This window comes from Wenzhouxiangella sp. XN79A (assembly GCF_012272825.1).
Classification (GTDB): domain Bacteria; phylum Pseudomonadota; class Gammaproteobacteria; order Xanthomonadales; family Wenzhouxiangellaceae.
This window is the reverse complement of record NZ_JAAWWS010000102.1, coordinates 1-14,240: the sequence shown is the minus strand read 5'-3', so window position 1 is coordinate 14,240 and position 14,240 is coordinate 1. Positions and strand designations below refer to the sequence as shown.

Sequence of the window (14,240 nt, the reverse complement as noted above, 5' to 3'; positions counted from 1 at the left end):
CCGACCGCGCCGACCGACGTCGGCAGCTACGCCGTGGTCGCCACGGTCGATGACCCGAACCACACCGGCTCGGCGTCCGGTACGCTCGAGATCACACAAGCCACGACGACGGTGTCGATCGACGCCATCGCACCGGTTGCCCAGCAGGTTGCGGGTCAGGCCTATACGGTCACCGTCAGCGTGGCCGGCGCCAACCCGAGCGGCACCGTGACGATCGACGACGGTCATGGTGTGACCTGTCAGTTCGATCTGCCGGCCGCCGGATGCGAACTGACTTCGCTCGTGGTCGGCGCGACGACGGTGACCGCCGATTATCCCGGCGATGCCAATCACTCCGGCGGCCTGGACTCGATCGCCTACGAGATCGTCGCGGGATCCGCGGCCAGCCTGGTATTCACGGCGCAGCCCACCGATGCGGTGGTCGGCCAGGCGATCACGCCGGCCGTCCAGGTCGAGGCACGAGACGCGCTCGACAACCCGGTCGCCGACGGCACGGTCATCCTGCTGGCGCTGGGCGCGAACCTGGGCGGCGGAACGCTGGCCGGGACGCTGGACGCGAGCACGACAGGGGGTGTCGCCACGTTTGCCGACCTCAGCATCGACACGGCCGGCGCCGGGTACACGCTGATCGCTTCGTCTGCCGCGAGCAACGCTGAAAGCGCTTCATTCATGGTGCTCACCCCGGCCGCGCTGACGATCTCCCCGCTGCTTCTCGATTTCGGCACGGTCGCGGTCAGCTCGGCCTCGACGATCCGTGCGGTGACGCTCCGGAACGACGGGGACGTGGCGTTGAACGTCTCGGCCGTGGATGCAGCTCCGGCGCCGTTCGAGAGCGTTCCGGGCCAGACGACCTGCCCTTCGGCGCCGTTCGAGCTGGCCGCAGGCGACACCTGCGACCTGGCATTCCGCTTCACGCCGAGCCAGGAAGGGATTTCGACGGCCGACGTCACCGCGTTCAGCGATGCCGGGAGCGCGACGGTCACACTGAGCGGCGAAGGCGTGACCCTGCCGCAGCTCGTGATCGTCGGTCCGACACTGATCGACTTCGGAGATCTGGACATCGGCGACACCTCCCCGGCCGAACTGATCGTGATCGAGAATCTCGGCGACGGAGATCTGGTGATCGATGCGATCGAACTGGTCGGTCCGAACGGCCCGCAGTACCTTCTCGAGTGGAACGTCGCCGGAATGTGCACTGCCGGCGAGGTGCTCGCACCGGGTGCGTTCTGCGGGTTCGAGGTGCGCTACGCGCCGGTGACCGGTGGGGTCCAGGAGGCCCGGATCCGGATCCGGTCGAACGACGCCGGGGGACCGCACTGGATCGACGTCCGCGGAACGACCGACGTGGCGTTCCACAACGGGTTTGAAAGCGCTCCCTGATCGGAACGGAAAAAAAGGGCACCCGGGCAGAGAGACCCGGGTGCCCCCGAACCCCGGAGTCTGCGTCCTCCGAGGTCACCCCACCCGTCGAGAATTCGCACTCTACCGATTCGGATCGGCGCTGTCGTCAGTCAATTTCCTACAAGCCGGTCGAGGCGCGCACCGCGTCGCGGGCCTGTCGCCACCAGTACTCGCCCTGCACCGCGATCCGGCCCAGTGAACCACCCGCCCAGGGCCGTCCCCATCGACCAAGCAGAGCGACATCGTCGGAATGGCCGGTCATCGCGTCGGCCAGGGCTTCGCCGATGAAGGTGGTCGGTGCCATGCCGTGGCCACCGAAGGCGCTGGCCAACCACAATCCGGGCTCGGCTTCGCCGACGATCGGCATCTGGTGGCGGGCATAGCTCATCCAGCCGCCCCAGGCGTGGCTGAACGGCACGCCGGACAGCGAAGGGAACACGCGAGCGAGGTCGCGCCGCATCAGTCGTTCGATCGATCGGGGATCCCGATCGGAAATCGAGATCCGGCCACCCCACAGCAGGCGGTCGTCGACGCGGCGGTAATAGTCGAAGGCGAACCGGGTGTCGTAGACGGCGGACGTCCCGGGCAGGACATCGAACAGCTCGTCGCCCAGCGGTGCGCTGACCGCGATGTGGGTGCCGATCGGCTGGATGGCGCGCGCCAGCGCCGGCACCAGCTGTCGATCGTAGCCGCCGGTGGCGACCACGATCCGTTCGGCATCGATGACCGCCGCGTCCGTCCGCAGCTGCCAGCCCCGTCCCGTTCGCCGGAGCGACACGACGGCCGAATCACCGTACACGGTGGTCCCGTTTCGATGCAGATCGCCGGCCAGTGCCTGTGCGTAGGCCAGGGGGTTGAAGTGAAAGGCGTCGGATTCAAGCAGCGCGCCACCGTACCGGGCCGAGACCACGGACTGCCGGAGCCGCTCGGCATCGACCGGCTCGAGCACCTGGCCCGCCCAGTGCTCGAGATGTCGACGCAAACCGTCGAGCCGCGCGGCGTTGCCGAACCAGTCGACCAGCAGCACGCCCTCCCCGTCCGGCGCCAGGTCCAGCGCGTCCATGCGCCGGCGTACCCGACCGACCGCATCGCGTGTTCCCTGCTGCAGGCGGAGGGCCGCCTCGCGGCCGATCCGGCGGGCCATGGCGCGCGCGTCCAGCGAAAAGCCTCCGAACACGAAGCCGCCGTTGCGGCCCGATGCCCCTTCGCCCGGTTGGCCCGCATCCAGCACGACGACGTCGCGCTGACCCCGCTCCTGCAGACTTCGAGCAATCGACAGACCGGCCAGCCCGGCGCCGACGATCGCCACGGCGACAGAGCGATCACCCTGGATCGCGCCGAAGGGGATCGGCTCGACTCGATCCTGATACCAGGTCGGCGAATGGAATCGTGGTGGATCGGAAAGCATGCGTCGGTCGATCGGCGTCCGGCTCGGCTGATAAACTGAAAGGCTGAAGCGTACGCCAGACATCCTAGCGGAGGTTCAGATGGGCAAGAGCAGTTCCTACGAAGCGAAGATTCCCGACGACAACGGGATCATCCACTACTCCGACGACGAGCACGCGATCTGGTCGGAACTCTATGCCCGGCAGATCGAGATCATCCAGGGTCGGGTCTGCAAGCAGTTCTTCGACGGGTTGGACACGCTCGATCTGCCATCGGACCGGATTCCGCAGACCCGGGACGTCTCGGCAATCCTGCGCGAGAAGACCGGCTGGGAGGTCGAGCCGGTGCCGGCGCTGATCAACTTCGACCGCTTCTTCCGCCTGCTGGCCGAGAAGAAGTTCCCCGCCGCGTCGTTCATCCGGACCCGGGAGGAAATGGACTACCTGCAGGAGCCGGACATCTTCCACGAGATCTTCGGCCACACCGCGATGCTGACCGACGAAGCCTTCGCCAACTTCACCCACGCCTACGGCAAGGCCGGCGTGGAGGCCAGCAAGGAAGAGCGCGTGTATCTGGCCCGCCTGTACTGGTTCACGGTCGAGTTCGGCCTGCTGGCCACCTCGGACGGCAACCGGATCTACGGCGGCGGGATCGCCTCGTCACCGGGCGAGACGGTCTACGCGCTGGAAAGCGACGAGCCGATCCGCCGGCCTTTCGATCCGATCGATGCGCTGCGCACGCCGTACCGGATCGACATCTACCAGACCGTCTACTACGTGCTGGACTCGATGAACGACCTGTTCGAACTGGCCGAGACCGACCTGCTGAAACTGATCCGCAAGGCCCGCGCGCTCGGGCCGTTCGCACCGACCTATCCGCCCAGACAGAAGGACGCCGCCTGACCATGACCGACGATCTCCAGGAACGAAAATGCACTCCGTGCGAAGGCGGCACCCAGCCGCTCGACCAACAGCGCATCGATACGCTGCTGCCCCAGGTGCCCGGCTGGCAGGTCGGCGAGGACGGCAAGCGAATCGTCCGACGCTTCGAATTCAAGGGCTTCTACAAGACCATGGCGTTCATCAACGCGATGGCATGGGTGGCCAACCAGGAGGGTCATCACCCCGACTTCGAGGCCGGCTACAACTTCTGTCGGGTGACCTTCCAGACCCACGCGATCGATGGCCTGAGCGAAAACGATTTCATCTGCGCCGCGAAGCTCAACGCGCTGCTGGATGACTGAGCCATCCACGCTGTCCGGCATGGCCGCGTCGCCGCTGGAGCGGCTGCAGGCGGCCGTCGATGCGGTCAACGGCGTGGTGCTGGGCAAGCCCGGGGCGGTCCGGCTGGCGTTCTCGGCGCTGCTCGCCGGCGGCCACCTGCTGATCGAGGACCTGCCCGGGGTCGGCAAGACCACGCTGGCCCAGGCCATGGCCATCGTCACCGGCGGCAGCTGGCATCGCATCCAGTTCACCAGCGACCTGTTGCCGGCCGACATCCTCGGGGTGTCGGTCTGGCGAAGAATCGACGAGACCTTCGAGTTCCGGCCCGGCCCGGTCTTCGCCAACGTGGTCCTGGCCGACGAGATCAACCGCGCCACGCCGCGCACCCAGAGCGCGCTGCTCGAAGCCATGGCCGAACGGCAGGTCAGCGTCGATGGGGTTACGCACACGCTGCCCCGGCCCTTCTTCGTGATCGCCACCCAGAACCCGCTCGACCTCGTCGGCACCTATCCGCTACCGGATTCCCAGCTCGATCGCTTCCTGCTCCGCATCAGCCTCGGCTATCCCGATGCCGACGAAGAACGTCAGTTGCTGCGCGAGCCCGATCGGCGCGATCTGCTGGCCGACCTGGCAGCGGTGTTCGACGAGGACGGCATTCGTGCGCTGATGGACCAGGCAAGCGAGGTACACCTGTCCGATCCGGTACTGGACTATCTGCAGGCCCTGGTCGCGGCCACCCGCGAACACCCGGCACTGCGCGCCGGTCTGTCACCGAGGGCCACGCTGGCGCTGGCCGCGACCGCGCGGGGCCACGCGCTGCTCGACGGCCGCGACCACGTCGTGCCGGACGACGTCAAGCAGATCTTCGCGCCGCTGGCCGTGCATCGCCTCCAGTCCCGTGCCGACGCCGACCCGCCCGACGATGTCGTCGAGCTCATCCTCCAGCGCACGCCGATTTCCTGACGCCCTCCGGCGCCGGTTGGCTCGCGTCTTCGACGGCTGGCTGAGCCGGCGCGGACCGACCCGGCCGCCGCTGACCCTGCACTACCGCCAGGTGTTCATCCTGCCGACCGCGTTCGGCTGGATGATCGCGCTGTTGCTCCACGGCATGCTGCTGGGTAGCCTGAACTTCAACAACAGCATGGGCCTGCTGACCACGTTCCTGCTTACCTGCATGGGCCTGCTGTCGCTGCACCTGGCCTATCGCAACCTCGAAGGCGTGCGGGTCGAGGCGATCCATTCCGAGCCGGTATTCGCCGGCCAGTCGGCCGAGGTCCGGATCGAACTGCGCGAAACCTCCGGCCGCGGGCGGGCCGGCATCGTCTGCCTGCTGCCGCCCGATCCGCCGGTCGAGGGCGTCGACCTCTCAGCGAGCGGGACTGCACTGGCCCACCTGGTCGTCCCGACCGAGCGCCGCGGGCTCTACCCGCTCGGCCGGATCCGGGTTCGCACGCGGCAGCCACTGGGCCTGTTCGAAGCGTGGTCCTGGGTGCATCCGCGCACTTCGATCCGAGTCTGGCCGCGGCCGGCCGAGCCGGCACCGCCACGGCCCGAAGCATCGAGCGCGGACCGCTCGAACCGTCCCGGCGATGAAAGCGACGAATTCCACGGCCTGCGCGGCTGGCGCGAAGGCGATTCGCTGCACCGCATCGCCTGGAAAGCCAGCCAGCGCCACGACCAGCTGCTGGCGCGCCAGTTCTCCCGCACGGAGCGAGGCCGCCTGGTGTTCCGGCTCGACACCGTGCCGGTAGCGGACGTCGAGCGACGCCTTTCGGTCCTGTGCCGCTGGGTGCTCGACGCCGAGCGCGACGGCGTGGACTACGGCCTGGATCTGGGCTGGACGCGACTCGAGCCCGATCACGGCCCGGTCCATCGCAATCGCTGCCTCGATGCGCTGGCAGAGCATCCATGAGGACCCGGCTGAGCAAACTCTCCGTGCTGACCGTGCTGGCCGCCTTCCTGGTCGCGGTCGCGCCGCACCTGTGGGCCATGCCGCCAACGCTCTGGGCGTTCGTGGCCGCGGCGATCGCATGGCGGGCAGGCGCCGAGGTGGCCAACTGGCGACCACCGGGCCGCCTGATCCGGGTCGGGGCAACCTTCCTCGGCCTCGGCCTGGTGATCCTGCAGTACGGCACGCTCTGGGGCCGCCGCGCTGCCACCGCGCTGCTGTGCGTGATGCTCGCCTCCAAACTGCTCGAAATGTACCGGCTGCGCGACGGGCGGATGGTCGCGGCGCTGGCGTTCTTCCTGGTCGCCACCCAGTTCCTGTTCAGCCAGCGGCTCGAGCTGGTGCTGTGGCTGCTGGCTTCGTGCTGGCTGGCGACCGCCGCGCTGCTCCGGATCCAGCGCGACGAGGACGCACCGCGGCACGTCCGACCGGGCCATCGAGCGGCCGGAGTTCCGGGCATGCTGCGCGCAGGCGCCGGCCTGCTGGCCTTCGCGCTGCCGTTCGCGCTCGTCCTGTTCGCGCTGTTTCCGCGACTCGGATCGCCGTTGTGGGGACTGCCCGAAGAAGCGCTGGACGGCCGCACCGGGCTGTCGGACGAAATGTCGGTCGGCGAAATCGCGAGCCTGTTCAACGACGACAGCCCGGCCTTTCGTGTGACCTTCGACGGCACCCCGCCGAGCCGCGACCAGCTGTACTGGCGCGGTCCGGTCCTGTGGGATTTCGACGGCCGGACCTGGCGCCGGGGGTTCCACGCCAACCGACCGATCGACCGGGAGCCGGCGATCGACGACGGCGCGCTGCGCTACACGGTCCAGATCGAGCCGACCGAGCGCCGCTGGCTGTTCGCGCTGGATTATCCGGCCCGCTGGCCCGACGATGTCCGGGTCACGTCCAGTTTCGAGCTGCTCAGCGACGAACCGCTGACCACGCTGACGCCCTACAGCGTGGTCAGCGAGCCCGACTTCACCGACACCCCGGTGTTGACCCCGCTGCTCCGACGCCTGGCCACCGAGTTGCCGGACGGCAGCAACCCGCGCACGCGCGAGCACGCACTGACGCTTCGCCGAGAACACCCCGACGATGCCGCGCTGATCGACGCGGTACTGCGCTGGTTCAACGAAGGCCCGTTCTTCTACAGCCTCGAGACCGCACCGCTGGGCCGGCACGGCGCCGACGAGTTCCTGTTCGACCTGCGTACCGGCTACTGCGAGTACTACGCCTCGGCCTTTACCGTGCTGATGCGCCATGCCGGAATTCCCGCCCGGATCGTGACCGGCTACCAGGGCGGCTTCTGGCAGGCGAGCGATGAGTACCTGCTGGTTCGCAATTCCGACGCGCACGCCTGGGTCGAGGTCTGGCTCGACGGACGCGGCTGGGTTCGCGTCGACCCGACCGCGGCCGTGTCGCCCAGCCGGATCCGGGACGGCGCGCGCAGCGCCGTGCCGGGCGCCGGCCGCTGGCTGGACGCGGACTGGATCTTCGGCCTGCGCAACCAGTACGACCGGCTTCAGCATCTGTGGAACCAGTGGGTGCTCGGTTTCGACGCCGAGCGGCAGCAATCGATGCTGCGCAGGCTCGGCCTGCAGGCGCTCGGCGTGACCGGTCAGGCCGCACTGATGATCGCCGCGGTGCTGCTGCTCGGCCCGCTGGCCTGGTGGCTGCTGGGCCTGATGCGTCGGGATCCGCGCTCCGATGATCCCGCCGAACGCGCCTGGCGCCGGGTGGAAAACCGGATGCGTCGGCGTGGCGTGCGCCGAGCACCCAGTGAAACCGTTCGTGAATGGTTGCCCCGCGCCGCTGCGGCCATCCGCAACGGTGCCGAACTGGAACGGCTCGCCGCGAACTATGTCCGCCTGCGCTACGGTCGCCCTGCCTCGGAACCCGCTCTCCGGCGATTCATCGAACGCTGCCGCCGCTGGCGGCCGCTGATCGATTGACGGCGATGAACGAATGAACCCGGAGTGCGCGATATGATCCAGGTTCACGAGCCCGAATCGGAACCCGACATGCGCCGCTTCCTGACCATTCTCGCCCTGGTAGTGCCCCTCGTGCTGTCCGGCTGCGTCAGCATCCCCGAGCCGCTGGCCGGCGACGTCGACCCGACCCCGCTGCCCGATGCGGTCGACCAGGCCCAGCTCGGTCGGACCTTTCTCTGGGGCGGCACGCTTGTGGTGGCCCGTCCGGGCGAGACCGAAACCTGCCTGGAAATCCTGGCGCGGCCGCTCGATTCCCAGCGCCGCCCGAGGATCGGCGACCTCACGCACGGCCGGTTCCGGGCCTGTCACGAGGGCTTCCTCGATCCGGAAATCTTCGCCGAGGGACGCGAAGTCACGGTGGTCGGCGAACTCCGCGAATTCGTCACCGGCCCCGTCGGCGAGTATTCCTATCGCTTCCCGCGCCTGGCCACCGACACCGTTCATCTCTGGCCGGAGCGTCGGCCCTTCGACGATCGCTATTACGACCCGTTCTGGCGCTACCACGGCTGGCCGTACTGGCCCTACGGCGGGCCGTACTGGATTCACCGCGGACCGCGCTACGTCCCGATCGCCGTGCCGACCCGCCCCCATCCGGCACCAGCAGCGCCGAGGCAGCCCGCCGCGCCGGCGAAGTAACGGATTTCGACCGGACTGCCGACTCCGTCACCGGCTCGAACGATCGATGCGCGGCGCCGGGCCTCGTACCTGAACACGAGACCGAAACGTTCCGAACGGTCGGCACAGGTCACGCGGCGGGGTCGAGGGTCCTGACCCCGTCGAGTCGCCGAATGCCGAAGGCGGATCGAAGGGTCACAGGCGTGGGGAGGCCGCGACGGTTCGCCCGAATCGCGACCCGGCGCGTCGGCGGCGGTTGCAGGCGATCTGCGGACGGACCCGGACGGACAGGTCCGGCGCATGGAGGCGCATCCTTGCGCGCGGGCGCCCCGGTAAGGCATAGTCGAATCTGCTTGCCTGGCGTCCGCGACAGCGAAACGCCGACCCAACGGTTTTCGAGAACGCTTACACCCGAAGATTCGAACAACGGAGGACAGACCCATGCGCCGTCGGATGTTGCTACCGCTTTTCCTCGCGTTCGCGATCTCGGGCTGCGTCACGATTCCCGAGTCTCTCCAGGGTGATTACCTGCTGGAGCCGCTGCCGGACTCGGTCACCGAAGGCCAGCAGGATCAGCCTGTGCGCTGGGGCGGGCTGCTGTTCGCCACCCGGTCCGAAGCGGACCGGACCTGCCTGGAACTTGTCGCGCTGCCGCTCGACAGATGGTATCGCCCGAAGACCGAGAAGCCGTTCGGCGGGGTCTTCCTTGCCTGCCAGGACGGGACGCTCGATCCGAACGAATTCGTTCGCGGGCGAAACGTGACCGTCGTCGGTATGTTCGAAGAGTTTGCAGAGACCCAGTGGGGTGACGAGGTCTACCGGGTTCCGATGGTGCACGTCCGCTCGGTCCATGCCTGGCCGGCGCCGATCCGAGTGCGGGAACTCGACCCATGGGATCAGAACGACAGCAACCGCTCGAACAGGCCGAACGACCGGCCTGCCGATCGTTACATCAATCGGTGACCCGACCGCTCGGGGCGGACGCCGAGTTCATTCCGCCTGCGCGTGCAGTCCGCCGGAACCCGGGTTGCCGACGGACATGGGGCAGTGACAGAAGAACTGTATGTTGATATAGTTCCAGCATGAAACTCTCGCCCCGACAAACCGAAATCCTCGCGTTCATCCGCGGCCGGATCGATCAGGACGGGCTGCCGCCGACGCGCAGCGAGATCAATGCCCACTTCGGATTCAAATCGCCGAACGCCGCGCAGTCGCACCTCCGGGCGCTGGCCGCCAAGGGCGCGATCCGGCTCGATGCCCGCATCGCACGCGGCATCGTCCCCACCGCCGATGCGCCCGAACCGCCGCCGACGGAAGGCGCCACCGTCGACCTGCCGCTGATCGGGCGCGTAGCGGCCGGCCGGCCGCTACTGGCCCTGGCCCACCAGGAGCGGCGGGTTCCGGTCGATGTCTCGCTGTTCCGGCCCGGCCCGCACTACCTGCTGCGCGTTCAGGGCGACAGCATGCGGGATGCCGGCATCCTCGACGGCGACCTGCTCGCGGTCCACCGCACGCAATCGGTGCGCGAAGGCCAGATCGTCGTCGCCCGGATCGAAGACGAGGTCACGGTCAAGCGCTTCCAGCGCGACGGCGAGCGGATCCGGCTGGTGGCCGAGAACCCCGAGTTCGACGACCTGGTCATCGAGGACGGCGGTCAGCGCGAGTTCGCCATCGAGGGTCTCGGTGTCGGCGTCATCCGACGGCTCTGATGACCGACGTTGCCTGCCGAGGCGCGTTGCCGAAATTGATGACCGACGGACCGAGCCGGTCGCCTCAGACGATTCGATACGCGTCGCGATCGACCAGGAACGGGAGCTCTTCGCGCAGCTGAACAAGGGCGTCGCGGTCCAGGCCCAGCGTCGCGACCTGCTCGTCCTTCCCCAACTCCAGCAGCGAGCGGCCCGCCGCGTCGAACACGCAGGACGCGCCGGGGTAGTGGATGTTCCTGCCATCCACACCGCTGCGATTGACGCCGATGACGATCGCCTGGTTCTCGATCGCCCGCGCCTGGAGCAGGCTCCGCCACGCTTCGACCCGCCGTGACGGCCAGTTGGCGATGAACAGCTGGACATCGAAATCGTCGTCGTTGCGGCACCAGACCGGAAAGCGAAGGTCGTAGCAGATCTGCAGATCGAAGCGCCAGCCCCGCCAGCTCAATCGCGAACGACGGGTGCCGGCGGTGTAGCGCTCGTCCTCACCGCCGAAGCTGAACAGGTGGCGCTTGTTGTAATGCGTCGACACCCCTTCCGGAGTGGCGAAGACCAGGCGGTTGTAGCGCCTGCCACGCTCGACCACTGCCACCCCGGCCGCGACGGCGGCCCGGCGCTGCATGGCCTGGTCGTGGACCCAGTCGACATCGTCCTGACCGTCGGCATCCGGGTCGTCGAGGTCACCGAGAAAGCCGGTCGTGCAGGTTTCGGGCAGCACGAACAGGTCCACGTCACCTGCCCGGTCCATGAGTCCGGCCAGGTGATCACGGTTTGCGGCACGTTCGTTCCAGCGCGTGTCGGGCTGGATCAGCGCGGTGTTCAAGTGGCGCAAGGTGCGCATCGCATCGTCCTTCGGCGGAGCCGGTCCAGAAACGGCCACGATTATGAAGGCTTCGCGCCGGCTGCGGACGGCCGGTTCGGGCCCGGCTTCGGGCACAATGGCGGACCACTGGATTCGAGACACCGGCCATGATTCTTCGACGACTGGCGATTTCCCTGGCCCTGCTGGCCCTGATCGTTCTGCTGATCGGCGGGCCGGGCTATCGGCTGGGCCTGTGGGCCCTCGGATTCGGTTTGCTCGGGGTGATGCGCTATGCGCTGTATCTCGGTGCCGCCGGCGCGCTGCTGGCGGTGATCGGGCTGCTGCTGCCCCGGGTGCGCGAACAGGGCGCAGGCGTCCTGGTACTGGCCCTGCTCCTCGGCGCGGTGGTCGCAGCGGTCCCCGTTGGCGTGCGGCAGATCGCCTCCGGCAAACCGTTCATCCACGACATCACGACCGACCTGGAGGACCCGCCCGCCTTCGTCGCCGTCGTACCGCTGCGCGCCGGTGCGCCCAACCCCCCGGAGTACGGCGGCGCCGACGTCGCGGAGCAGCAGCGCCGGGGCTATCCGGAGCTCGGGCCGGCGATCTTCGATCGGCCGACCGAGGCCGTCTTCGATGCCGCCGTCGCCACCGTCGACTCGATGGGCTGGGAACGGGTCGCCACGGTCGCCGAAGACGGCCGGATCGAGGCCACCGACACCACGCTCTGGTACGGCTTCAAGGACGATATCGTGATCCGGATTCGGGCCACGCCCGACGGCACCCGCGTGGATCTCCGCTCGAAGTCGCGCGTCGGCGGCAGCGATCTGGGCAAGAACGCCGACCGGATCGCCGGGTACCTGGATCGACTCGATGCCCGGCTGTCCGGATGACAAGGGTATCGATCGCCCGCTTCTGGACTGGCGAACGGCCCCGCTCTGCGGTATTCTTCTGACCACCATCAATCCGTTCACCAGGGGACGTTCACACATGAACTCGATCCGACCTGCAATCGGCGCCATCGGCGCTCTGTTCCTTGCCTTTTCCTCGCAGAGCTTCGCACAGAACTGCGACGTGCTCGACAACGGCGCACAACGCCCTGCCGATTTCCCGAGCCTGCAAGTCGAATGCGGCGGCCCGGGCATCACGGTGGATCGGGGCCTGACGGGCGGTCAGCTGACCACGCTGTTCGCGGCCGACAATTCGTTTGCCGGAAACACCTTCGACCTGGAGAACATCAGCTCCTCGCCCATCATGATCCAGGGCTTCGAGGTGAACCTGTCCGACGAAGTCCCGACCGGCAATGCCAACACGATCGACATCTACTACAAGACCGGAACCGCGGTCGGTTTCGAAGGCGATCCCGCTGCGTGGACGCTGCTGGGCTCCGACACCAACGTGCTCAGCCAGGGGGCGGATGTGCCGACCCCGGTGGACGTTGGTGGACTGGTGATCCAGCCCGGTGAGACCTACGGCTTCTACGTGGACCTGGCGTCGTACGATGGCACCGACCTGATCCTCTACACCAACGGCGGCCCGCAGACCTTCTCGAACGGCGAACTGACCCTGACCTCCAACACCGGTCAGGGCGACCCGGCCTTCACCGGCGGCTCGTTCTTCCCCAGAATCTGGAACGGCACCGTGCTCTACAGTGCGGCCGGATCGCAGCCCGTCCCGACCCTCGGCATGGTCGGCATCGGAACGCTGGTCCTGCTGGTTCTCGCACTCGGCCTGGTGATCGTGCGCCGCAACGGCTGAGCCCGACGCCGCGCGCCATGAATCCGGACAAGGGCGTGCCTCGGCACGCCCTTGTTCGTTTCTGTGGTCCGACAGTTCGCGAACGACCCGCAGCAGACTCGATGCGACGATGGATGCGTGAATTTCGAACCCGCAAGGCATCGAGGCCCCGCCCAGCGCTGCATCGTTCGGGAAACATGAATCGAATCCGCTCTCCGGCTCCAGCAGCCTGAACGTAAAGACAGCGCCGACTCCGATTGCCTGCGCTCCTGATCCGGAAAACGACTGCAGCGCTGGTGCTGCGCAGACATCGGATCGCCCGCGTCGCATCCTCGAGGCTGGCGTGGTGCCCGGTCCGCTCAGGACGTGGCAGCCAGAAAGCGCTTCAAGGCTTCGCCGACCTGTTCTGGCGCTTCCAGCTGGGGCAGATGCCCGACGCCTGGCAACGGCAGGATCTCGACCCCCAGCCGCTCACCCAGACGGCGGCCGCGCTCGATCGGAATCCAGGGATCGTCTTCCCCCCAGAGCACGTGGACCGGGCACCGCATCCGGGCAAGCAGCGGCTCGAACTCATCGGTGAAGCGCTCGTCGGCCTGCGCGAACTGGCGGTAGAAACTGCCCTGCCCGTCCGGCCGCAGCCACGGCGCGACCAGGCCGTCCAGGTCGACCGAATCGACCGGATGGGCCAGGGCACCTGCGATGTAGGCCCTCACGATTGCGGCGTGGATGTGCTCCGGCACGCCCTGGAAGGCCTCGACATGTCGACCGACGTGATCGAAGAACGCCGAACCCCAGGGCGAAAGCGCTACCACGTTCATCAGCACGACTCGCTCGAATTCACGTTCGTGCAACAGATGCGCCCGCAGCGTGACCGCGCCGCCGAAGTCGTGCGCGACGATGGCCGGCCGGTCGAGGTCCCAGTGGTCCAGCAGTGCACAGAGCACCCGGCCCTGCGCGTCCAGACCCGTGGGCCGATCCAGGGCCGGGTCCGAACGACCGTAGCCGGGCATGTCGTACCAGTACACTCGAAACCGCACGGCCAGCGCCGGAATGACGCGGTGCCAGGAAAACGACGACCACGGCCAACCGTGTGCCAGCACCAGCGGCGGACCGGAACCGGCCCACCCCCAGGCGACATGGCCGAGTTCGGTGGTGCATCTCGAGTCGACATTCCACATTGCTGTCTCCTGGTGCGAACCGGCACCAGAATAGCCTCTCGATGCCGTGCAAACCGCGGTGACGGCGACTGCACGGTGCCGATGGCATTCGTCCGGGCGCGCCGGAATGCCTGCAGCCGCTGGTCGTCGGGCTCGCCTTCGGCTCGGTTCGAACCCGGGTTCTCATCCGCGGTCCCCACTCCCCGATCAACAAAAAAACCCCGCGCAGGGCGGGGTGTTTTTTGTTGATGGCGGAGAGGGAGGGATGACTCGCGCTACGCGCTCG

Annotated in this window: 14 protein-coding genes; 11 read left to right on the top strand and 3 right to left on the bottom strand. The window is 67.9% G+C overall.

All coding sequences use genetic code 11. The features are described from left to right. A partial coding sequence (locus HFP89_RS00275; RefSeq protein WP_168715637.1) for a choice-of-anchor D domain-containing protein occupies positions 1-1,380 on the top strand: 1,380 nt, incomplete at its 5' end. A 139-nt stretch (positions 1,381-1,519) separates the two neighbouring features. Here HFP89_RS00275 and HFP89_RS00270 read toward each other — a convergent pair. Continuing rightward, positions 1,520-2,809 (bottom strand): FAD-binding oxidoreductase, encoded by a 1,290-nt coding sequence (locus HFP89_RS00270; protein ID WP_168715636.1) that lies wholly within the window; start codon positions 2,807-2,809, stop codon positions 1,520-1,522. Between the two features lie 79 nt (positions 2,810-2,888). Here HFP89_RS00270 and phhA point away from each other — a divergent pair, with 79 nt between their 5' ends. The 8 genes from phhA to lexA all read left to right on the top strand — a co-directional run bounded on the left by phhA (position 2,889) and on the right by lexA (position 10,258). Beyond that, the gene (gene phhA, locus HFP89_RS00265) at positions 2,889-3,689 is read left to right on the top strand and encodes a phenylalanine 4-monooxygenase (protein WP_168715635.1); all 801 of its coding nucleotides are present in this window, start codon (positions 2,889-2,891) and stop codon (positions 3,687-3,689) included. Between the two features lie 2 nt (positions 3,690-3,691). After that, positions 3,692-4,030, top strand: coding sequence for a 4a-hydroxytetrahydrobiopterin dehydratase (locus tag HFP89_RS00260; protein ID WP_168715634.1), 339 nt, complete (start codon positions 3,692-3,694; stop codon positions 4,028-4,030). Next, complete coding sequence (locus HFP89_RS00255) at positions 4,023-4,973, top strand: MoxR family ATPase (RefSeq protein ID WP_240955762.1); 951 nt, start codon at positions 4,023-4,025, stop codon at positions 4,971-4,973. The genes HFP89_RS00260 and HFP89_RS00255 overlap by 8 nt, the downstream gene beginning before the upstream one ends. Before the next feature lie 16 nt (positions 4,974-4,989). Further along, positions 4,990-5,922, top strand: a complete 933-nt coding sequence (locus HFP89_RS00250; RefSeq protein WP_168715633.1) for a DUF58 domain-containing protein — start codon at positions 4,990-4,992, stop codon at positions 5,920-5,922. Continuing rightward, positions 5,919-7,895: a DUF3488 and transglutaminase-like domain-containing protein gene (locus HFP89_RS00245; protein ID WP_168715632.1), complete on the top strand. Its 1,977-nt coding sequence runs from the start codon at positions 5,919-5,921 to the stop codon at positions 7,893-7,895. The genes HFP89_RS00250 and HFP89_RS00245 overlap by 4 nt, the downstream gene beginning before the upstream one ends. Before the next feature lie 33 nt (positions 7,896-7,928). After that, positions 7,929-8,570 carry a Slp family lipoprotein gene (locus HFP89_RS00240; RefSeq protein WP_168715631.1) on the top strand — a complete coding sequence of 214 codons (642 nt, stop codon included), beginning with the start codon at positions 7,929-7,931 and terminating at the stop codon, positions 8,568-8,570. Between the two features lie 420 nt (positions 8,571-8,990). After that, positions 8,991-9,512 (top strand): Slp family lipoprotein, encoded by a 522-nt coding sequence (locus HFP89_RS00235; protein WP_168715630.1) that lies wholly within the window; start codon positions 8,991-8,993, stop codon positions 9,510-9,512. 119 nt (positions 9,513-9,631) lie between these two features. After that, complete coding sequence (gene lexA / locus HFP89_RS00230) at positions 9,632-10,258, top strand: transcriptional repressor LexA (RefSeq protein ID WP_168715629.1); 627 nt, start codon at positions 9,632-9,634, stop codon at positions 10,256-10,258. Between the two features lie 64 nt (positions 10,259-10,322). Here the strand turns inward: lexA and HFP89_RS00225 are convergent, their stop codons facing one another. Next, a complete protein-coding gene (locus HFP89_RS00225) occupies positions 10,323-11,099 on the bottom strand; it encodes a nitrilase-related carbon-nitrogen hydrolase (protein WP_168715628.1) in 777 nt (258 codons plus the stop codon). Between the two features lie 128 nt (positions 11,100-11,227). On the opposite strand from HFP89_RS00225, the gene HFP89_RS00220 reads away from it, so the two are divergent. Together HFP89_RS00220 and HFP89_RS00215 are read left to right on the top strand one after the other, a co-directional pair. Further along, entirely contained in the window at positions 11,228-11,953 is a 726-nt protein-coding gene (locus tag HFP89_RS00220; protein WP_168715627.1) for a DUF1499 domain-containing protein, read from the top strand. Positions 11,954-12,050: 97 nt separating this feature from the next. After that, entirely contained in the window at positions 12,051-12,818 is a 768-nt protein-coding gene (locus HFP89_RS00215) for a hypothetical protein (protein ID WP_168715626.1), read from the top strand. Positions 12,819-13,156: 338 nt separating this feature from the next. On the opposite strand, the gene HFP89_RS00210 is transcribed toward HFP89_RS00215, so the two are convergent. After that, on the bottom strand, positions 13,157-13,975 hold the full coding sequence (locus tag HFP89_RS00210; protein ID WP_168715625.1) for an alpha/beta fold hydrolase: 819 nt from the start codon (positions 13,973-13,975) through the stop codon (positions 13,157-13,159). Positions 13,976-14,240 lie beyond the last annotated feature (265 nt).

Bases quoted from the DNA above. Each gene is read 5' to 3' on its own strand.
- HFP89_RS00270 (WP_168715636.1), bottom strand. From the start codon at position 2,809: ATGCTTTCCGATCCACCACGATTCCATTCGCCGACCTGGTATCAGGAT.
- phhA (WP_168715635.1), top strand. From the start codon at position 2,889: ATGGGCAAGAGCAGTTCCTACGAAGCGAAGATTCCCGACGACAACGGG.
- HFP89_RS00260 (WP_168715634.1), top strand. From the start codon at position 3,692: ATGACCGACGATCTCCAGGAACGAAAATGCACTCCGTGCGAAGGCGGC.
- HFP89_RS00255 (WP_240955762.1), top strand. From the start codon at position 4,023: ATGACTGAGCCATCCACGCTGTCCGGCATGGCCGCGTCGCCGCTGGAG.
- HFP89_RS00245 (WP_168715632.1), top strand. From the start codon at position 5,919: ATGAGGACCCGGCTGAGCAAACTCTCCGTGCTGACCGTGCTGGCCGCC.
- HFP89_RS00240 (WP_168715631.1), top strand. From the start codon at position 7,929: ATGATCCAGGTTCACGAGCCCGAATCGGAACCCGACATGCGCCGCTTC.
- HFP89_RS00235 (WP_168715630.1), top strand. From the start codon at position 8,991: ATGCGCCGTCGGATGTTGCTACCGCTTTTCCTCGCGTTCGCGATCTCG.
- lexA (WP_168715629.1), top strand. From the start codon at position 9,632: ATGAAACTCTCGCCCCGACAAACCGAAATCCTCGCGTTCATCCGCGGC.
- HFP89_RS00225 (WP_168715628.1), bottom strand. From the start codon at position 11,099: ATGCGCACCTTGCGCCACTTGAACACCGCGCTGATCCAGCCCGACACG.
- HFP89_RS00220 (WP_168715627.1), top strand. From the start codon at position 11,228: ATGATTCTTCGACGACTGGCGATTTCCCTGGCCCTGCTGGCCCTGATC.
- HFP89_RS00215 (WP_168715626.1), top strand. From the start codon at position 12,051: ATGAACTCGATCCGACCTGCAATCGGCGCCATCGGCGCTCTGTTCCTT.
- HFP89_RS00210 (WP_168715625.1), bottom strand. From the start codon at position 13,975: ATGTGGAATGTCGACTCGAGATGCACCACCGAACTCGGCCATGTCGCC.